Source organism: Effusibacillus consociatus (assembly GCF_042652925.1).
In the GTDB taxonomy this organism is placed as follows: domain Bacteria; phylum Bacillota; class Bacilli; order Tumebacillales; family Effusibacillaceae; genus Effusibacillus; species Effusibacillus consociatus.
Genome location: NZ_JBHSHC010000016.1, coordinates 53,577 through 73,299, shown reverse-complemented (window position 1 = coordinate 73,299; position 19,723 = coordinate 53,577). Strand labels below are relative to the sequence as shown.

The 19,723-nt window shown below is 46.5% G+C and carries 20 protein-coding genes; 6 read left to right on the top strand and 14 right to left on the bottom strand.

Translation table 11 applies throughout. The features are described from left to right. The 3 genes from ACFO8Q_RS03285 to ACFO8Q_RS03275 form a co-directional block, all read left to right on the top strand. Nucleotides 1-520: IS1634 family transposase (locus tag ACFO8Q_RS03285; protein WP_465251875.1), on the top strand; the 520-nt coding region annotated here is incomplete at its 5' end. A gap of 495 nt (nt 521-1,015) precedes the next feature. Further along, the gene (locus ACFO8Q_RS03280; protein WP_380024272.1) at nt 1,016-2,575 is read left to right on the top strand and encodes an ABC-F family ATP-binding cassette domain-containing protein; all 1,560 of its coding nucleotides are present in this window, start codon (nt 1,016-1,018) and stop codon (nt 2,573-2,575) included. Between the two features lie 81 nt (nt 2,576-2,656). Then, nucleotides 2,657-3,922: a DEAD/DEAH box helicase gene (locus ACFO8Q_RS03275; RefSeq protein ID WP_380024271.1), complete on the top strand. Its 1,266-nt coding sequence runs from the start codon at nt 2,657-2,659 to the stop codon at nt 3,920-3,922. 23 nt (nt 3,923-3,945) lie between these two features. Here ACFO8Q_RS03275 and ACFO8Q_RS03270 read toward each other — a convergent pair whose 3' ends face one another. From ACFO8Q_RS03270 to ACFO8Q_RS03250, 5 genes are all read right to left on the bottom strand, one after another. Continuing rightward, the gene (locus tag ACFO8Q_RS03270; protein ID WP_380024269.1) at nt 3,946-4,593 is read right to left on the bottom strand and encodes a LysE/ArgO family amino acid transporter; all 648 of its coding nucleotides are present in this window, start codon (nt 4,591-4,593) and stop codon (nt 3,946-3,948) included. Nucleotides 4,594-4,890: 297 nt separating this feature from the next. After that, nucleotides 4,891-5,019 (bottom strand): hypothetical protein, encoded by a 129-nt coding sequence (locus tag ACFO8Q_RS03265; protein ID WP_380024268.1) that lies wholly within the window; start codon nt 5,017-5,019, stop codon nt 4,891-4,893. Nucleotides 5,020-5,056: 37 nt separating this feature from the next. Further along, a complete protein-coding gene (locus tag ACFO8Q_RS03260) occupies nt 5,057-5,233 on the bottom strand; it encodes a hypothetical protein (RefSeq protein WP_380024266.1) in 177 nt (58 codons plus the stop codon). A gap of 32 nt (nt 5,234-5,265) precedes the next feature. After that, entirely contained in the window at nt 5,266-6,201 is a 936-nt protein-coding gene (locus tag ACFO8Q_RS03255) for a magnesium transporter CorA family protein (RefSeq protein ID WP_380024281.1), read from the bottom strand. 136 nt (nt 6,202-6,337) lie between these two features. Next, complete coding sequence (locus ACFO8Q_RS03250; RefSeq protein WP_380024264.1) at nt 6,338-6,610, bottom strand: HU family DNA-binding protein; 273 nt, start codon at nt 6,608-6,610, stop codon at nt 6,338-6,340. A gap of 214 nt (nt 6,611-6,824) precedes the next feature. On the opposite strand from ACFO8Q_RS03250, the gene ACFO8Q_RS03245 reads away from it, so the two are divergent. Beyond that, nucleotides 6,825-8,528: a long-chain-fatty-acid--CoA ligase gene (locus ACFO8Q_RS03245; RefSeq protein ID WP_380024262.1), complete on the top strand. Its 1,704-nt coding sequence runs from the start codon at nt 6,825-6,827 to the stop codon at nt 8,526-8,528. A 107-nt stretch (nt 8,529-8,635) separates the two neighbouring features. Here the strand turns inward: ACFO8Q_RS03245 and ACFO8Q_RS03240 are convergent, their stop codons facing one another. From ACFO8Q_RS03240 to ACFO8Q_RS03230, 3 genes are read right to left on the bottom strand one after another with little or no spacing between them, the layout of a single operon-like run. Beyond that, nucleotides 8,636-9,388: an EcsC family protein gene (locus ACFO8Q_RS03240; protein ID WP_380024260.1), complete on the bottom strand. Its 753-nt coding sequence runs from the start codon at nt 9,386-9,388 to the stop codon at nt 8,636-8,638. Then, nucleotides 9,388-9,912 (bottom strand): MogA/MoaB family molybdenum cofactor biosynthesis protein, encoded by a 525-nt coding sequence (locus tag ACFO8Q_RS03235; protein WP_380024258.1) that lies wholly within the window; start codon nt 9,910-9,912, stop codon nt 9,388-9,390. Before ACFO8Q_RS03235 ends, ACFO8Q_RS03240 begins: the two co-directional genes overlap by 1 nt. Before the next feature lie 36 nt (nt 9,913-9,948). Then, on the bottom strand, nt 9,949-11,880 hold the full coding sequence (locus tag ACFO8Q_RS03230) for a DUF2334 domain-containing protein (RefSeq protein WP_380024257.1): 1,932 nt from the start codon (nt 11,878-11,880) through the stop codon (nt 9,949-9,951). A 105-nt stretch (nt 11,881-11,985) separates the two neighbouring features. On the opposite strand from ACFO8Q_RS03230, the gene ACFO8Q_RS03225 reads away from it, so the two are divergent. Further along, on the top strand, nt 11,986-12,456 hold the full coding sequence (locus tag ACFO8Q_RS03225) for a DUF456 domain-containing protein (protein ID WP_380024256.1): 471 nt from the start codon (nt 11,986-11,988) through the stop codon (nt 12,454-12,456). A 19-nt stretch (nt 12,457-12,475) separates the two neighbouring features. Here ACFO8Q_RS03225 and ACFO8Q_RS03220 read toward each other — a convergent pair whose 3' ends face one another. Continuing rightward, nucleotides 12,476-12,790, bottom strand: coding sequence for a LysM peptidoglycan-binding domain-containing protein (locus ACFO8Q_RS03220; RefSeq protein ID WP_380024255.1), 315 nt, complete (start codon nt 12,788-12,790; stop codon nt 12,476-12,478). A gap of 182 nt (nt 12,791-12,972) precedes the next feature. Between ACFO8Q_RS03220 and lexA the strand changes: the two genes are divergently transcribed. Beyond that, nucleotides 12,973-13,590 carry a transcriptional repressor LexA gene (gene lexA, locus ACFO8Q_RS03215; protein WP_380024279.1) on the top strand — a complete coding sequence of 206 codons (618 nt, stop codon included), beginning with the start codon at nt 12,973-12,975 and terminating at the stop codon, nt 13,588-13,590. Nucleotides 13,591-13,676: 86 nt separating this feature from the next. Here the strand turns inward: lexA and glnA (ACFO8Q_RS03210) are convergent, their stop codons facing one another. The 5 genes from glnA (ACFO8Q_RS03210) to hflX form a co-directional block, all read right to left on the bottom strand. Next, nucleotides 13,677-14,978, bottom strand: a complete 1,302-nt coding sequence (glnA, locus tag ACFO8Q_RS03210) for a type I glutamate--ammonia ligase (RefSeq protein ID WP_380024278.1) — start codon at nt 14,976-14,978, stop codon at nt 13,677-13,679. A 141-nt stretch (nt 14,979-15,119) separates the two neighbouring features. Next, nucleotides 15,120-15,530: a MerR family transcriptional regulator gene (locus ACFO8Q_RS03205; RefSeq protein WP_380024254.1), complete on the bottom strand. Its 411-nt coding sequence runs from the start codon at nt 15,528-15,530 to the stop codon at nt 15,120-15,122. Between the two features lie 153 nt (nt 15,531-15,683). Further along, nucleotides 15,684-16,994, bottom strand: coding sequence for a type I glutamate--ammonia ligase (glnA, locus tag ACFO8Q_RS03200; protein ID WP_380024252.1), 1,311 nt, complete (start codon nt 16,992-16,994; stop codon nt 15,684-15,686). 109 nt (nt 16,995-17,103) lie between these two features. Continuing rightward, a complete protein-coding gene (locus ACFO8Q_RS03195; protein WP_380024276.1) occupies nt 17,104-18,351 on the bottom strand; it encodes a methionine gamma-lyase family protein in 1,248 nt (415 codons plus the stop codon). 43 nt (nt 18,352-18,394) lie between these two features. Then, entirely contained in the window at nt 18,395-19,675 is a 1,281-nt protein-coding gene (hflX, locus tag ACFO8Q_RS03190; protein WP_380024251.1) for a GTPase HflX, read from the bottom strand. Between the last annotated feature and the right edge of the window lie 48 nt (nt 19,676-19,723).

The following is a 19,723-nucleotide window of genomic DNA, read 5'->3' as shown; positions in this document are numbered from 1 at the left end:
CGGGGACGCACATACGAAGGCGCATTGCCGACTTCACAGTCATCCGACCTACAAACGCTATTTGAAAATCGATAAGCGTGGCAATCTGCGTATCGACCTGGATGCTGTCAAAGCGATGGGGCACCTTGACGGCAAGTACTTGCTTCGTACGTCTGATGACACGCTTTCTACCGAAGACGTCGCGCTTGGCTACAAGCAGCTTCTGAAAGTCGAGGCAGCCTTTCGCACGCTGAAACAGTCGCTGGAATTGCGGCCTGTTTATCACCGGAAAGAAGAACGGATTCGTTCGGACGTCCTGCTTTGTTGGCTGGGGTTGATGCTCATACGAATCATTGAAAACCAGACTGGCCGAACATGGCGGGACGTTCGGTCACTCATGCAGACGTTGCATTTGATTGAATACCGTTTGGATGCCGGAAAGCTACGTCAGCGGACCGAATTGACGGAAGAACATCGGGCAATTGTTTCGGCTCTCAACATTGAAGAACCTCAGCAAATATGGGACATTTCGCTTTCTTGACCCCAAAAATTTGTAGGCACCACATGAAGTTATCCACAACCGCCGATTCCCTTGTCCTGATTGGGCTCGTGGCGGTTTGTACATCTACGGACTGTCGAAGTCGGGTTTTAAAATGCAGGGAAAATTCTAGAAACACAGTTAAGGCTGCTATGGTAATATGTACGGAATACTTTCGGTCCGATTGTATATCTTAGTGGTCACTAAATATCGGATTACTTGGCGCCCTTCATATATATCGAAGGGCATTTTTATTTAAACGAGAGGTTTAATTTATGAATCTACATTTTTATTGGTTAACATAATGTATATTATCGGACTCAATCTGAAAACGAAAAAGGGCTGCTGCGTTTGTTTCACCCTTAATGTTCTTAGTCATTTGGATTTGGTATGTATCCATTTTTGTTTAACAGGTTTTCTCTTTCCTCCTCCTTGTATTTAAAAAGATATGGTATAATTTTTAAATCATGCCTACTACTATTAAGGGAGGGTTCCGGCATGAGTGTTTTGACTGTGACTGATGTTTCCCATGGGTTTGGTGCTCGAACCCTTTTTACTAAAATATCGTTTCGCTTGCTTCGCGGCGAGCGCATTGGACTCGTAGGAGCCAATGGTGTCGGCAAGTCCACATTGATGAGCATCATTACAGGAGGCATTGAGCCTGACGAAGGCAAAATCGAATGGTCCAACCGGGCAACGGTAGGCTACTTGGATCAGCATACGAAGCTCACACCCGGCAACACCATTCGCGATATTCTTCGCGATGCCTTCCGCCCTTTACTTGACCTTGAACAGGAATTGACCGTTATCGCGGAAAAAATGGCCGATGCCTCACCCGACGAATTGGAGAAATTGCTTGAGGACATGGGCGAGATCCAAGAAAGATTGGAAGTCAGCGGATTCTATACCATTGATGTGCATATCGAAGAGCTGGCAAAAGGTCTGGGATTGACTGCAATCGGCCTGGATCGTGACGTCAGTGACCTGTCCGGCGGCCAACGCACCAAAGTCTTGCTTGCCAAGCTGCTGCTGGAGAAACCGAACGTGTTGCTGCTGGATGAACCTACAAACTACCTCGATACCGAGCACATTGAGTGGTTAACCCGATACCTGCAAGAATATCCGTACAGTTTTTTGCTGATTTCCCACGATACCTTCTTCATGAACGATGTGGTAAATCGCATTTATCACCTGGAAGGCGGCAAATTAACTGCATATACAGGGGATTATGAACAATTTCTCAGAGTCTACGAGCAAAAAAGGCTCCAGCACGAAAACGCCTATGAACGCCAACGGGAAGAGATCTCCCGTTTGGAGGACTTTATCGCACGCAATAAAGCTCGGGCATCTACCTCAGGACGAGCCAAGTCCCGGCAAAAAATACTCGACAAGATGGAACGGATCGATCGGCCGGTGACCTATCCCCGCCCCTCCTTCCGTTTCGCGGAAGCGCGGCTGTCTTCTAAGGAAGTGGTTACGGCCAAAAATTTGCAGATCGGGTACTCCTACCCCCTGCTCCCCGAGCTTGCAATTGCTGTGGAGCGAGGCAAAAAGATTGCCATCACCGGCTGCAACGGGATGGGAAAATCTACTCTCCTGAAAACTCTGATGGGCATTTTGCAACCATTGAACGGTTCCGTTGAGCGTGGCGATTACCTGCACCCGGCCTATTTTGAACAAGAAACCAAAATCACCAAGAATGTAACCGCATTGGAAGACGTTTGGGAATCTTTCCCCAATCTGACCAACCAAGAAGTGCGTGCCAACTTGGCCCGCTGCGGACTTGGGAATGAGCATATCACTTCAAAGCTTTCTGCTTTGTCTGGGGGCGAACATGCCAAAGTACGGCTTTGCAAACTGATGCTCACACCAAGCAATTGGCTGCTGCTGGATGAGCCCACCAATCACTTGGACGTTGCGGCAAAAGAAGAATTGGCGATTGCGTTGAAAAACTACAAAGGAACGATTCTCCTTGTTTCACACGAACCTGAATTCTACAAAGACTGGATTACGGAAGAGTGGAACGTGGAGGCTTGGGCAAAACAAGGAGTCCGGTAAAGAAAAACGGCCATTCCTATTTAAGGGAATGGCTTTCTTGATGCAGCACACACTATGTCTGTTAGGAGGGTATGGATTTTTATGACATCCCATTTTCAAGAACTTGCGATTCGAAACGCGCTGATCGAAACATTACTTACTCACGGAATCAACGAACCCACCCCGATTCAACAACAGGCAATCCCAGTGCTCTTGGCCGGTGACGACCTGATTGGACAGGCGCAAACCGGGACAGGCAAAACACTCGCCTTTGTGCTGCCAATTTTAGAAACGATCGATGTCCGGAAGGGTGAGATTCAAGCGCTCATCGTAACACCGACCCGAGAACTGGCACTGCAGATCACGGAAGAACTGGAAAAATTGGCCCCTTGTGTGGGTGCAAACGTTCTTGCTGTTTACGGAGGCCAAGACGTGGAACGACAAATCCGAAAGTTACAAGGCCATGTCCACGTTGTAGTCGGAACGCCAGGCAGGCTTTTGGATCACCTTCGCCGGGGCACGGTCAATTTCAGCCGGCTTTCCATGCTGGTATTGGACGAAGCGGATCAGATGCTGGATCTGGGGTTCCTCGGAGAGGTGGAACAGATTTTGACTCAACTGCCATCCGACCGGCAGACTGCACTGTTTTCAGCTACAATGCCAAAGAGCATTCGTGCGCTCGCTTCCCGTTACATGCGATCCCCACAAGAGGTCCGAATTCAGCCAAAGAAGGTCACATTGGAGGAGATCCGACAAGTCGTGGTCGAAACAACCGACCGCCAAAAACAAAACGCTCTCTGTAAAATGATTGATGAGTACAAACCTTTTTTGGCAATCGTTTTTTGCCGCACAAAACGGCGTGCCAGTACACTAAATGAAGCGTTACTCCGGAGAGGCTACCTGTCAGATGAGCTCCATGGAGATCTTTCCCAGACAAAAAGAGAACAGGTGATGAAACGGTTTCGTGAGGCAAAGCTCCAAATCCTGGTTGCAACCGACGTTGCCGCCAGAGGTTTGGATGTGGAAGGCGTCACCCATGTATTTAACTATGATATCCCCCACGACGTGGAGAGCTATATCCACCGGATCGGCAGAACCGGTCGAGCCGGACAAACAGGTGTTGCGGTTACTTTCGTCTCCCCTCGTGACAGGGACTTTTTGCGAATGATTGAAAAAGGAGTTCGTGCCACATTGGAAAAGCGGACTGTGGAGGGGAATCTCGCCAAGACCCCAACTCCTGCAAAGAAAGTAAGCGAGTTGTCCAAAGTGCGTACCGGTGACACCAATCGTCGCACTGTTCAAAATCGGCCCGTTGCCGGCAAAAGAGATGGGAGCAAACGGACGGGAAACAAGCGACGCGGACGCTAGCGGGTTGAACCCCCCGTTTGCAGTTACAATAGTAACGTATAAAAGAGATACAAGGCGGATCCCCACATAACCAACGCGGAAACCCTATTCAGGATCCCAACGAGCTTTCCGGACGGATCGAATTGGCCTGTGATTCGCCCTGCTGTAGCCAATCCAATGAACCAGATCCACGACAGCAAGATAGATGAAAGTGCAAAAATTACCTTCTCTGTACCGCTGTAGTTAAGCGAACTGGTCCCGATGACTCCAATCGTATCCAAGATTGCGTGGGGATTCAGTAGTGACACGGAGGCAGCAAACGCAATTTGCTTCCAGGGAGTAAACCCCTGAACTGCCTCCCGGGTCCCCTCTTTATCATTGTCAGTGTCCGCTTTCTCCATCGCGGCGGGAGTGCTTTTCCAAGTAGTCCACCCCATATAAAGCAAAAATACGATCCCTACGGATACCCCTAAAACGGCCAATGAAATCAAAAGTGTGCGGCAAGCAATCCCGTTTTCACCCAAAAAGAACTCAATACGACTGTCGCATAATGATGCCGTTATTACAACCGGCAGGGCGTTGATGAAACGTTTTTGCAGCGCTCCCTGATTAAATACAAATACATTCTGTATCCCCAACGGAAGAATAAGCCCTAGAGCCAGAATCAACCCATGGATGAAAGCCTGAATCAAATGATCTCCTCCCAACCGAACCGGCGTTTAACTACAATCGTACTTAAAAAATCAACCGGTTTCTCCAACCATTTGGATGGATTCAAACCCAACCAAGTAGTAACATGAATGTAAGAGAATGCAGTTTGTGGGAGGATCAGAATGTTTGATCTCGAATGGAAACCTGACAAATCATCTCCAATACCGCTTTATACCCAGATTAAACAATATATCAAGGACAAGATTGAAAATGGGGAATAACAAAACGCAAAGAGAAAAAGCCATGCATCTGCTGCTTGGCTTTTCCGCTTTCAACTTTTATTTATTTTCGGGACCTTTCTCCGGATCGCTTCTTGTCCGTGACTCATTTTCTTTGTTGGTCCGCGATCTGGTGGTCAAACGACTGGAATCCTCCGTTTTGGGAATTCGTTTTGTGTCCTCTTTCATCTGTCATCCCCCTTGTCACAAATGGACTGGTTGCGGTTTATACATTATCGAGAGCGCTTCGGCAATCATTGATACATGCTTCCATGTTGGTCATCGCGCTTTCCAAACGCTGTTTTGCCATCCCGTCGTGTGCTTGGTCCATGGCAGATTGAAGGTCTGCATAAATTCCTTCACACTGCTGCAAACATGTTCGAATTTTATCCTTAGATGTCATGCCTTCACCTCCTTTACCGTAAATATATTATGTCACCACCATCTCCGTTTTCTAAAATAGGTGATGATTGACAAAGCGATCGTCAGAACGATCAGCCATAATCCTAAATACCCATACCTCCACTTGAGTTCCGGCATGTATTCAAAATTCATTCCATAGATCCCCGCCAAGAAAGTGATCGGGATAAATACGACACTTACGAGCGTCAATGTCTTCATGATTGAATTCATGTGATCCGCTTTCAGCGAGGTTTGCAGATCAATTACCCCACGCATTTGTTCTTTAAAAGCATCAAAAGCATTCAAGACTCTGTTAAAGTCGTCCTCCAAATCCTGAAAATAAAAACCTGATTCTTCGTCAACGTAAGGAAGCTCGGAACTTCTCAACCGTCGAATGACTTCAAGTTCCTCCTCCACACACCGTCTTAATTCATGAATTTGATTCCGCCACTCAAAGATCTGATGCCCTATATCATTTGAAAACGGATTATCAAAGACTTCCCTCTCCACTTTCTGGATCTCCTCTACAATGCGGTCAACTGAATAGAGGTGATTCTCCCCCAGTTCATCCAGTAAATGATACAAGATGTGCCCTGTGTGGCGCATATTTTCAGGTTGATCCTGAAAGTTCCTTCGAACGTTTTCAATAAACGGCAATGGCTCCCTTAAGGCAGTAATTACGAAATTTTTTCCGACGAGAATGCTGAATTCGACCAGGTCATAGAGATTCCGGATGCCCAAAAAAGTCATAAAAGCGTGATCCTTGAATAAATGAATCTTCGGTCTATAATTCCTCTCTGAAAAATTTTCTATTACAAGCGGATGAGGATGAACCCAGTTCTTCAGAAAGGGCAAAAGGGTTTTGGGTTGTTCACCTGTTACGTGAATCCACGCAGTCTCATTCTCCCCAAGTGGGACCCAAGAATCGACGGTTCGAATTTTTTGAGATAAAGAATCATAAATTAACATATCAATCATTCCTTATCCGAATGGCTCCTCTATACATTGTCCCACGGAAAGAAATTCCTATGCCGTTGTCTTGACCACCAGTAAAAAACGCACCCCGTCAGGAGTGCGCTGAAGTATGTATTGCCGAATTTGTATGTTACTTGAGGAGATCTTTCAAGCCGCTGCCAGGTTTGAACGCCGGAACATTCGTAGCAGGAATCGTGATTTCCTTTCCTGTTTGCGGGTTGCGGCCAGTACGAGCAGAACGTTGACGGGTTTCAAACGTTCCAAATCCGATTAACTGAACCTTCTCCCCATTTTTCAATGCTTCTCCAATTGAATCCAGGATTGCATTCACAGCTTTTTCAGCCTCCACTTTTTTCAGAGCAGCTTTCTCCGCAACGATTGCGATCAGATCGGTTTTGTTCAACTATATACACCCTTTCATATAAAAGATAAAGATATATTCGGTAAAACAATTGAAAATCCTGCTAAAAAACTGCGTTCCATTCTAAACTTTATGGTTTTTTCATAAAATAAACCAATAAAATAATGCGTAAATTCGTCCAAATACGACAATTGACTGACTAGTCGGTATTGTGCTACGATTTCATTGATAGAATGATAGGGAGAGAGGGATTCACATGCCAGACACACCATGGGTAACTATGTATCCTCAGGAAGTTCCCCAGACCATAAATTATCCAAAGCAGCCTTTAAGTGGCTTACTCGAACAATCTGCACGGGAATATCCGAACCACACTGCTGTTTCGTTCATGGGGAAAACGCTTTCTTACAAAAAAGTACTGGAAGAAGCCTATCGATTTGCGAACGGCTTGCAAGCACTCGGGATCAAAAAAGGCGACCGGGTCGGCATCATGCTCCCCAATTGCCCGCAGAACATTATCGCCTATTATGGGGCCCTTTTTACAGGTGCTGTAGTAGTCCAATTCAATCCGTTATATATGGAACGGGAAATCCATCACCAGGTAACCGATTCAGGAATTCGGATCCTCGTGTGTTTGGATTTGGTGTATCCCAAAGTAGCGAATGCCAGTGAGGGAACATCGTTAGAAACGATTATCGTAACCAGTATTAAGGATTATCTGCCGTTCCCGAAAAATCTTTTGTATCCGATAAAAGTGAAAAAAGAGGGACTCTTTGTAGCAGTTCCTTACAGTGACAAAGTTTTGTCATTTAAACGATTACTCTCCAGCTCACCAACAACTCCCGTTTCCACGGAGATCAATCCACAAGAGGATCTGGCCCTCCTGCAATATACGGGCGGCACCACCGGTTTATCAAAAGGAGTTATGCTGACACACGAGAATCTAATCGCCAACACCTGCCAGGCGAAGCACTGGATGTACAAATGCAAGCCAGGAGAGGAAAGCGTGCTTTGTGTTCTTCCCTTCTTTCATGTATACGGGATGACTGTTGGGATGAACCTTGCCGTTATGACAGCTTCCAAGATGATCTTGCTTCCAAGGTTCCAACCGGGGGACGTGTTGGCCACAATCCAAAAAGAAAAGCCGACACTCTTTCCGGGAGCTCCAACCATGTACATCGCCCTGCTGAACCATCCGGATCTCGAAAAATACGATCTGTCTTCCATTAAAGCTTGTATCAGCGGCTCGGCACCTCTTCCGCTTGAGGTTCAGGAACGTTTTGAAGCGATCACTGGCGGCAAGCTTGTAGAAGGTTACGGATTGACAGAAGCTTCTCCGGTTACCCACGCCAATCCAATCTGGGGACACCGTATAAACGGATCGATCGGTCTTCCATGGCCGGATACGATTGCCAAAGTTGTCGATCCCGCTACGTTAGAAGAAGTTGAACCGGGAAAAGCCGGTGAGCTGATCGTTAAAGGACCGCAAATTATGAAGGGGTATTGGAACCGCCCGGAGGAAACTGCGGAAACCTTGAAGGATGGCTGGCTCTTCACAGGTGATATCGCCACAATGGATGAGAAAGGATATTTTTATATTGTAGACCGCAAGAAACATATGATCATTGCTGGCGGATTTAACATTTATCCGCGGGAAGTCGAAGAAGTCCTGTTCGAACACCCGGCGATGCTGGAAGCTGCAGTGATCGGAGTGCCGGATCCCTACCGAGGTGAGACTGTCAAAGCTTTTATCGTCCTTAAAGAAGGTCAAACAGTGACCGAAGCTGAACTGGACAAATTCTGTCGGGAAAGACTGGCAGCCTATAAAGTTCCCCGGTTGTATGAATTCCGCAAGGAACTGCCGAAAACCATGGTCGGAAAAGTATTAAAAAGGGCTCTGCAAGAAGAAGAAGCGAATCGGATGCCAACTGTCCCCGATTCTCCACCAACAGCTTCTTAAAAAAGAATTTTTCACAACTAAACAAAAAGCCCGCCCCAACAGTGATTGGGGCAGGCTTTTTGTTTGCGGGCTTTTTCGTATGAGATTATTCGTTTGGATGTCTTATTTCATCTAGTCGCCCTCTTGTTAAGCAACCGCATTCGGTATGCGTTTTTGGCACAGCTTCCAAGTTCGTCGAGGAGCGAATAATTTGCCCAACCGCTAAACGCAGCTCCTACGATTGGGATGAACGAAAGGATTTTTTTAAATTCGATCGATTCTCTGTATTCCGTGTAAAACTCCCGCCAACTCACGGCTTCCTCCAAACTGGCGTCTTCTGTTGGAAAACCTGTCTTTCCATTCCAATATTTGACCTGTTCGAAGACTCTTTTCCTGCTTGCATCCCCGGAATACGCCAACTGAAACACCTTTAACAGGAAAACTCGTTCAGAGTATTCCCGGATATCAAATCCATAGATTTGCGCTGTCTCGGATAAGAACTTGAGTTTTATGGCAAGAAGCGCCGGATAATCTACGGCAGCCAAAAGAATACCGCCAACTCCAGTTCCGACACCTTCAGCAGCGGCTATTTTCTTGTATTTCGAGAGTAAGTCGCCACAATACACGTCTTGTTCCACAAGTGTAAGACTGCGGTACTCCGCCAACTTTGTTTCGGAGAAAGGAAGCATATCGATACCGGACAAAACGCTCTTCACCGCTATCTCCATTGCTTTCGATAACGTCTGATGAACTTTCTCGGGAATCAATTTGTCCACCCGTTGTTGGAGCTTTCGCGACCATCGCTGCAGCACCCATGCTTCCTGCATCATTTCCGATTCCCATTTGACCAGTTCAGAACGGACCTTTTCTTCGTAATTCATTATTTCTTGTCTTTGTAAATCTCTCGCATGACATGTGCGAGCTCAGGAATGATGATTCTTGTCATCGCCAACTTCACAGCTCCTGAGGATCCGGGCATTGAGAAAACTGCGGTTCCTTGGCATACCCCGGCAATCGCACGACTAAGAATTGCTGCCGGACCGATATCTTCCGTGAAGCTTAAATAACGAAAAATTTCCCCAAAACCGGGCATCTTCTTTTCCAGCATCGAATCGACCGCTTCGTATGTGGTATCCCGATCAGTAATTCCGGTACCCCCATTCAGCAGGATCGCCTCAATGTCCGGAGACGCTGCTCCTTCCGAAATCAAGCTTCGAATTGAGTCGTACTCGTCTTTTACGATACGATAATCTGCCACTTGATATCCGTTTTCTTTCAAAAGCTGCATCATGAGTTGGCCGCTTTTGTCGGTCTCTTCAGTTCTCGTATCACTCACGGTGATGACCATACAAGTTACTGTTTTTGGAGCTTCTTTCCGATGTTCTTCAACTGACATAATTTTCACCTCTATCTTGGAATCTAACGGAAAATCGTTACAAATTCAATCCTGATAGGACAGCGCTGCATCTATAAAACTGCGATTCGGGTCATACAGCCCAATATCCGCTTTGCCGTTGCCGTCCCAATCTCCCGATACCGGCATCCCATTAACATTTTGTGCCCACGGTCCAAACGAAGCCGGCATCCTTTCGAACTTCGAACCGTTAGAATGAACTACTTGCCAAATTCCATTGCGATCATAAAATAACAAATCCGTTTTGCCATCACCGTTATAGTCCGCCGCAGACGCCCGTTCCCCATGACTGGAAGAATACCAGATTTCCGGTGCTGCAAATTGGCTGTCCTGCCCTTTCATCACCCATACCTGTTTGGTATTCGGATCGATTAAGATTAAATCCGCATAGCCGTTTCCGTCTACATCACCAAGAAATGCTTGAGTCTGTAAAGTCAAGGCAATAGAAGATGGGATTTCGAATACGCCCTTGGAAACAAGCGAGAGGTTTTCGATAACAAAGGTCTGACCTTTGTGTTGCTTTAGCTCGAGTCTGACGAGCAGCGATTGATGATTGGATTTCTGGTAGCCGGACACCCATTTTACATCCTTGCCTTGCTTATCCTTCAGTAAAGATTGGAGCTCCGTAGGGAGAGTGACATTTTCCGGTTCGTTTCGAAAGGAACCGGACTGATTTTTAAACAATAACAATTCATGATCGCGAATCTGCAGCAGGTCCATCTGCTTGTCGCCATTCGAATCCATGAGCAAAAAGACACTTTTTTGCTTAAGCATTTCGTTGTGTAACCAATTGCTCGCTTCACCCGTTTTCCTGTTACGCGGCCATTCTAAATTGGAAAGTGTGACAATTGCCTGTCCGCGATTCGTATCGATCCCAACCCAGTCATCCTTACCATCCCCGTTTACATCCCCAGTCAATAAACATCCTTCTTTGAGGTGTGAAGCTGTCATAACCCTATGAGCAGGAGAAAATGGGACTACATCATGAATGGTTCCAAACCGGTAATGACTCGTTTTGATTCCTTCGACCAACTTATGAAGTGGAGAGGATTCACCTGCTTTGTATTGATATAACGGTAATCCGTTTTGTGAAACTGCCTCTCCGTTTTTCATAACAGGTTCCAGGTAGGAAAATTCAAGATACGGATGGTAATACAAACTGGCAAGGCCATCATAATCCTTTAATTTATCCAGAATTTCTTGAACCCGCTCTTGATTAAAAATGTAACGAAGGGGAGCCGGAATGTAAACCGATCCATTACTTGATCGAATCCAGTCATTTTCTTCCTGTACATATACAATATCTCGTAATGATCGCAGTTGGAGCTTATTCGGTTCATAGATTAGCCCCATATAAGAACGAAATACTTTCTGTTGCCCGGGTGTTGAATTATAATGCGGCGACTCCCAAAAAGCGGGCTTTAACCCATTCAGTTGAAATGCCCGAAGGCTTTTCTCAATACGTTCAGCGGCATAAGCTGGACTTTCCGAAGTGTTCTCTCCTGGAACTTTAAACTCGTTTCCAAAACCGGAATTATGATGTCCGTCGGCTCTTGGAGAGTCTCCAAATTGATGGGAATACCCGTGCATTCCCAGGATGGCTCCCTGCGACTGAGCTTCACGTAAAACTTGAACAAACAATGCGGTTACCGGTGTTGGGGTATCAATCCCTGCTTCCTGCCACCCTCCCTGTTCCGAGTACCTTTTCCAGCGGGGTACAACTGCAATATGATAGGGAACATTCTGCTCTTGTAGGTATCCCAATACCGCTTTTAACTTCCCTATCCCTTCCGGTGTTCCATAAAAATCTCCCGGTCCAACGTCTTCTAATCTTAATAAAATATAACGCCCTTCTCCAGTAGCCGGTTGAAAATAAGAATATACTTGAGGTGAGACAAGAATGCTTGCAATAAACAGCAGAAAACCTAGTACAATGAAAGTAATTCGAAAACGCCTCAAAATCTGGATCCTCCTGGCAACTTGGTCGAGTCTCTTGTTATATGATACATTCATTATACAGGCTTTGCCTTTTACTTTACATGAAAAATTACGGAGGAATCGCTAGTGACGCTTGTTTTACCGATCTTATTGTTTATCGCAGGTATAGCTTTTACGCTTTACCCCTTATTACCCGGAGCGTTATTCGTTTTGGCAGGTATCATTTCTTACGGCTTGTTGGAAGGATGGTCTGCCTTCCCGTACTGGTTCTGGATGGTACAAGCTTTACTGATCGCATTGAACTTTCTGGCCGATTGGGTTTCAAGTGTCTTGGGGATTAAACGAGCGGGTGGCTCCAAACAAGCAATTTGGGGATCCGCAATCGGAATGCTGATCGGGCCGTTTGTGATGGGGCCTTTTGGGATCTTGGCGGGTCCTGTTGTCGGAGCCATGGCTGGTGAACTAATTCGGGTGCAAAAAGCGGGTCAAATTGCTCGAGTCGGGTTCGCATCGTTAATCGGATTTATTCTCGGAACCTTGTCCAAACTGGTACTTGTTCTACTCCAAATTGTTTTGTTTGCAATCCGGATTTGGTAATCCAAGGTGAAGCGAAACGTCAAAAGACAGGAAGATGAAGTACCGTTCCGATCTGAAGATTCCCCGATTTCAAACGGTTCGCCTTCTTTATGTAATAAATTGCTTCCTGTATATCTTTCCCTTGGTAATTTTCATTCGCGATGGACCAAAGAGTATCGCCAGGTTGTACAACTACCACAACCTCTTCATTGCTGCCATATGCCTCGTTTCCCCAAAGAAGGTTAAGTCCAATCCCCACAAATAGAATTGCGATCAATCCAATAAGCAAAACTTGCACTTTCTTCTGAGGCTTCCGCTGAATATTCTCGCCCAGAATATGGTTATACGTATACATAAACAAATCCCCTTTCCCGAACATTCGTTCTCGATTATCTTCATCATATCCAGAACGTTAGTTCGTGTCAATACAAAAATCGAACTTATGTTTGTATTTTTTTCCACCACATGATATAATTCGTTTATAAGAGTCTATGAAACGTTTCCATTTCTAGTACAGTTAGGAGAGAGATTTTGGCTATGAAGTTGTCCAAACGCCAACAACAGATTCTGGATTTTATTAAAGATGAAGTTCGCAAGAAAGGGTATCCCCCTTCCGTGCGGGAAATTGGGGATGCTGTAGGCCTTGCGTCAAGTTCGACTGTCCACGGTCACCTTGCACGGTTGGAGCAAAAAGGTCTTATTCGACGAGATCCGGTTAAACCCCGGGCGATCGAAGTATTAGGCATGGAGACTCCTGCTGTACAACATGACCTCTCCGCTGTAATGGTACCCATAATTGGAAAAGTAACTGCCGGAAGCCCAATCACTGCCGTCGAAAATGTCGAGGACTACTTCCCTCTCCCGGCTAGCATGGCAGCTGATGGTGAGCTATATCTTTTGACTGTTGAAGGAGACTCGATGATTGAAGCAGGGATTCATGACGGTGACCTTGTGATCGTTCGAAAACAACAGACCGCACGAAACGGGGAAATTATCGTTGCGATGACGGAGGATGATGAAGCGACCGTTAAGCGTTTCTATAGAGAAGCGGATCACATCCGTCTCCAACCGGAGAATTCCTCAATGGAACCTTTACGCTATAAAAACGTAACGATCCTGGGAAAAGTAATCGGTGTATTCCGCTACGTATCCTAATTGATTTCTTTCAAGATAAAAAGCCCGTCCCGACAACTTGTCGGGGCGGGCTTTCATTTTTGTTGAATATTTCGATTCAGGCAGGTTTAGTAGGTTGCAAGGTATTGATCACGTTCCCAATCATGAACTGTCGTACGGAACATATCCCATTCGATCAGTTTGGCCTCAACGAAGTGGGTGACAGCATGTTCGCCAAGAGCAGAACGAATCACATCATCAGCGAGAAGTTCATCCACAGCTTCCTTCAAGGAACCAGGCAGAGAGCGAATTCCAATTCTTTCACGTTCCACTTCGTTCATCACGTAGATGTTGCGGTTAACCGCATCCGGAAGCGGAAGTTCGTTCTTAATACCGTCAAGACCTGCTTTTAACATAACTGCAAGCGCGAGATACGGATTGCAGGCAGGATCCGGATTGCGAACTTCAATACGCGTAGAAAGTCCACGAGAAGCAGGGATACGCACGAGAGGCGAACGGTTTTTTGCAGACCATGCCACATAGCAAGGTGCCTCATAGCCCGGAACCAAACGCTTGTAAGAATTCACTGTCGGATTTGTAATTGCGGCAAAGCCACGTGCATGAGCAAGGATTCCAGCCAGATACTGCCTTGCTGTTTTAGAGAGACCGAGCTCATCAGTCTCATCATAGAATGCATTTTCTTTTCCTTTAAAGAGGGACTGATGGCAGTGCATCCCGGATCCGTTGATTCCAAAAATCGGCTTCGGCATGAACGTAGCATGCAATCCGTATTTACGAGCAACTGTTTTCACGACCAGCTTAAAGGTCATGATGTTGTCAGCTGCGGTTATGGCGTTTGCATACTTGAAGTCGATTTCATGCTGACCGATTGCCACTTCATGGTGAGAAGCCTCAATTTCAAAGCCCATGGACTCCAGAGTTAACACGATTTCACGACGGCAGTTTTCACCCAGATCGAGCGGAGCCAAGTCAAAGTATCCGCCCTTGTCGTTCACTTCCATGGTCGGATTGCCGTTCTGGTCAAGCTGGAACAGGAAGAACTCGGGCTCCGGACCAACGTTCATCGCGGTGAAGCCCATTTCCTTTGCTTCAGCCAAAACTTTTCTCAGAATACCGCGCGGATCGCCTGCGAACGGGGTACCATCCGGCATATAGATATCACAGATCAAGCGAGCCACTTTCCCGTGTTCAGTTTCCCACGGGAAGATTAACCATGTATCGAGATCCGGATACAAGTACATGTCAGACTCTTCGATGCGTACGAAACCTTCGATGGAAGATCCGTCAAACATCATTTTGTTGTCAAGAACCTTGTCCAATTGTGAAATTGGTACTTCCACATTCTTGATTATTCCGAGCAGATCAGTAAACTGCAAACGGATGTAACGAACGTTTTCTTCCTTAGCCATGCGTACAATGTCGTCTCTGGTGAAATGACGATTCAAGGTGGATCCCCCTTTGCATATGTAACAGCGGCAATTTTACCGCTGCAAAATAACACCGATATCTTTTGCAAAAATCAGATAGATATCTTTTACCGAATTATGATATCAGTGGAAGAATCTGGATAATTCTCCCCGAATCAATGATCCGGACACTCCCGGACGACCATGGATGAAGAGTTCTTTTTTCAGGAGCTCATGCAATTCTTCATCTGAAAGATCCTTCATCCTCTGTACTTCTTCCTTAGCTTCTTCCTTAACAGGCAATTCGGCCGGCGCTGATGCAGCCAACATTTTTTTAATTCCCGCCATATTAAGCCCTTGATCAATCAGTTTCTTAATTTCCAGCAATCGTTCTACATCATTAAAAGAAAACAAACGTTGATTCCCTTCAGTCCGTGCCGGTTGAATCAGTTCATGCTGTTCGTAATAGCGAATTTGTCTGGGAGTCAATTCAGTTAATTTCTGAACGATTCCGATAGGAAAAAGGGCCAGGTTACGACGGAGCTCGTCACTCATCTTGTCCCCCTCCTTATGATAATAAGTTTATTACTATTATATTCCTTGGAACCAAAAGATGTCAAACGCATGTAACAGTAGATTACAGAAAATTAAAATTCCCTGACATAATCAGTCAGGGAATTTAGGCATTCTATTCTATCAGTTGAACGATTAGTTATACTGTTTGAGCTCCCAAGGATGCACTTCGAGGCGATACTCATCCCACTCGGCTTTTTTAAGAGAAACATAAGCTTCATAGAGGTGGTTGCCAAGAGCGCTCTTTAGTACATCGTCCTGTGCCAGGTTGTTCAGAGCTTCGTTCAAATCTGCCGGCAAAGCTTCAATACCGTATTCGGCACGAACAGCCTCGGACATATGATAGATGTTTTCCTTCACTTCTGCAACCAGAGGAAGTTTCTTTTCAATTCCATCCAATCCGGAAGCGAGCATGAGAGCCAGCGCCAAGTATGGGTTTGCCATCGGATCCGGGCAGCGAACTTCGATACGGGTTGCAGCTTTACGTGCAGCAGGAATACGAATCAACGCAGAACGATTCGAGCAAGACCAAGCGATGTAGCAAGGTGCTTCATAGCCAGGCACCAGGCGCTTATAAGAGTTAACAGTCGGGTTGGTAACTGCAGCAAACGCTTTGGCATGAGCCAGAACACCAGCCAGATACTGACGAGCAGCTTCAGAGAGGCCGATTTCATCGTTTGCATCATAGAATGCATTGCCTTGAGAAGTAAACAAGGATTGATGGACGTGCATACCGGAACCGTTAATGCGTGCTACCGGTTTTGGCATAAAGCTTGCGTAGAAACCGTATTTGCGTGCAACTTCTTTAACTACCCACTTGAATGTTACAATGCGGTCCGCAGTTAACAGAGCGTCACCGTATTTAAAGTCAACTTCATGTTGTCCAACTGCCACTTCATGGTGGAGGGCTTCAACTTCAAAGCCCATAGCATGCAGGGTACGAGTGATGTCTTGACGAACTTTTTGCCCTCTGTCCTGAGCACCTGCATCAAAATAACCAATGCTGTCATGCGGTTCAAAAACAGGTTCGCCCTTTTCATTAAGCGGGAACAGGAAGAACTCCGGCTCCGGACCTACATTCAGACCGCTAAATCCGAGAGATTCCGCCTTTGCGAGAACTCTCTTCAAGCAGCTGCGAGGATCTCCTTCAAAAGGCTTCTGATCGCCTGTATAAATATCGCAAATGACTCGAGCTTCTTTCCCATCGCTCCAAGGCAATACCATGAAAGTAGAAAGATCAGGCTTCAAGTACATGTCGGAATTTTCGATCGATGCAAACCCCAGAATGGAAGAGCCGTCGAACATAATATCTCCGTCCAACACCTTGTCCAATTGGGTGATTGGAAGCTCAAGATGTTTGAAGTTACCCAAAACGTCAACAAATTGAAGTATGATAAATTCTACTCCGTTTTCTTTCACAAGCTGTTTGATAGTAGATTGATCCATTGCCCGGTTCCTCCCCGTAGTCTCAAATAATATGTTCATTAGCTATTAGTATTATATTTCGGGGAAATTAAGTTGTCAACGAATGTTAGAAATGTTAACAAGAAAATTTTTAAAGAAGTTTTCTCTCTTTCATCGTCTCCAAAGCTGACAATATGGCGAGCTGTACATGCTCGTAGGTAATTCCACCTTGCATAAATCCAATGTAAGGGTCTCTGATTGGGCCATCGGCAGACAGTTCAATCGAGGCCCCCTGCACGAATGCACCGGCAGCCATGATTACGGGATCCTCATAACCGGGCATGTCCCAAGGCTCTGGTTTTACATGGGAATCGACAGGCGCTGCCGACTGGATTGCCTGACAAAATGCAATCAAACGTTCTTTAGAACCAAGCCGGACAGCTTGAATGATATCGGTTCGGCTCTCCTCCCATCGGGGTGAAGTTTCAAGTCCAACCCGTTCAAACATCGCTGAGGCATAAACGGCACCTTTCAGAGCTTCCCCGACCACATGGGGAGCCAAGAAAAATCCCTGCAGAATACCGCGGTTCGTTCCCAGCATCGCGCCTTGTTCGGCTCCAATTCCGGGCGCGGTCAACCGACATGCAGCTCTGTGAATGATCTCACTGCGGCCGACCAGATAACCTCCTGTAGGGGCCAGACCCCCACCCGGGTTTTTAATTAAAGATCCCACCACGAGATCGGCTCCCGCTTCAGTCGGTTCTTCCGTTTCCGTAAATTCACCGTAGCAATTGTCCACCATTACGATTACATCCGGTTTGATCTCTTTGACAAATCGCACCATTTGCCTTATCTCCGCAACCGTAAATGAGGGTCTCCAGGCATAACCTGACGATCTCTGGATCCCTACCATTTTGGTTTTGGAATGAATGCGTCTGCGAATCTCATCCCAGTCGATCTTATTGTTGCGCAAAGGAACAGAATGAAACGTTACACCAAAATCTCTTAGCGAACCATCCCCGGCATTCCCTCGTACTCCAATCACTTCCTCTAACGTGTCGTACGGAGCACCCGTGATGTACAAGAGCTCGTCCTCCGGTCGTAACACTCCGAACAGCCCTAAACAAATCGCATGTGTGCCGGAGACAATGTGCGGGCGCACTAGAGCTGCCTCAGCCCGGAAGGTAGTGGCGTATACTTGTTCTATGATCTCTCGTCCCCGATCATTGTACCCATATCCCGTCGAAGAGGAAAAATGATAATCACTTACCTTTGCCTCCTGAAATGCAGCAAGCACTTTCGCTTGATTGCGCAAAACATTCTCTTCGATCCGTTTGATGACCGGCTCAATCTGATGCTTGATTTCAACAGCTAAACTGGCGAATTCGCTATCGTTCATAAGTCTTTCAATCACAACAAGCTCTCCTTTTTGCATCTTGCTCTTAAGTCACTTTATATCTGGTCAGTCGATCTACAAACTCCGGTTTTGCGTCGAGCTTCAACAGGATGCCCTCTTCAAGAAATTCCTGATGGTAGATCTTGCATTCAGCATGGAGCCTTGCAACAAATGGCCCTTCGTTGTAGGGCATTAGAACCTGCATAGTGACAGCAGATCGATTGGACCATTCGGAGATCAATCGAATCAAGCCGGGTATTCCCTCTCCCGTCTTTGCTGACAGCCGAACCGTATGATTGGCTTGCGGATCGTCAGCCAGCAGTTTGTTCGAGACGATGTCGATTTTGTTGAAAACCGTAATAATCGGTTTATTCTTGACTCCCAGTTCGTCCAATACATCATATACGGTCTGCATCTGAACATCATAAGCGGGATGACTGGCGTCCACCACATGAAGCAGCAGATCGGATTCCACCGTTTCTTCAAGCGTTGCCCGAAATGCATCAACCAATTGATGCGGCAGTTGTTGAATAAACCCAACCGTATCCGTAAAAATGGCTGTTCGGCCGTCCGGAAGCATGGTTCTTCTTGCGGTGGGATCGAGTGTATCAAACAACCGGTTCTTTCCCTCTGCGACATCTTTGGATCCGCTTCCCACCCGTTCCACGATCGCACGCAGCAGACTGCTTTTTCCGGCATTGGTGTACCCAACCAATGCAATCACAGGGATGTCCCGCTTTTTGCGTTGTTGGCGTTGAACCTCCCGATGCCGGCGAACCTCCCGGAGTTCCCTTTTCAGATCCGAGATGCGGTCACGAATTCTCCGGCGATCGGCTTCCAGCTTGGTCTCCCCGGGACCTCTTGTACCAATTCCTCCGCCAAGTCTTGACAATTCAATTCCTTTTCCGGTCAAACGGGGCAATAAATAGCTCAATTGAGCCAGTTCGACCTGCAGTTTCCCTTCCTTTGTTTGGGCCCTGCCAGCAAATATGTCCAAAATTACCTGGGTCCGATCAAGCACTTTACAGGGTAGAATCTGCTCCAGATTGCGAACCTGGGCCGGCGAGAGTTCGGAATCAAACACAACTAGGTTTGCTTCGAGTTCCCTTACCAGCGCGGTCAGTTCTTGCAGTTTTCCTTTCCCGATATATGTAGCAGGTTCCGGGACATCACGAGACTGTTTGATTGTTGACACTACCTCAGCTCCCGCTGTTTCCACCAGGCCCGCAAGTTCATCAAACGCCATCTGCCAAACGACTGAAGATTGTTTGCCGATGTGCAACCCCACTAAGAGGGCTCGCTCTTTGGAAATTTCTGTATCAGGCATTCATAAGTAACCTCCCGTTTTCTCGGTTTATTGTAGCATACTGACAGA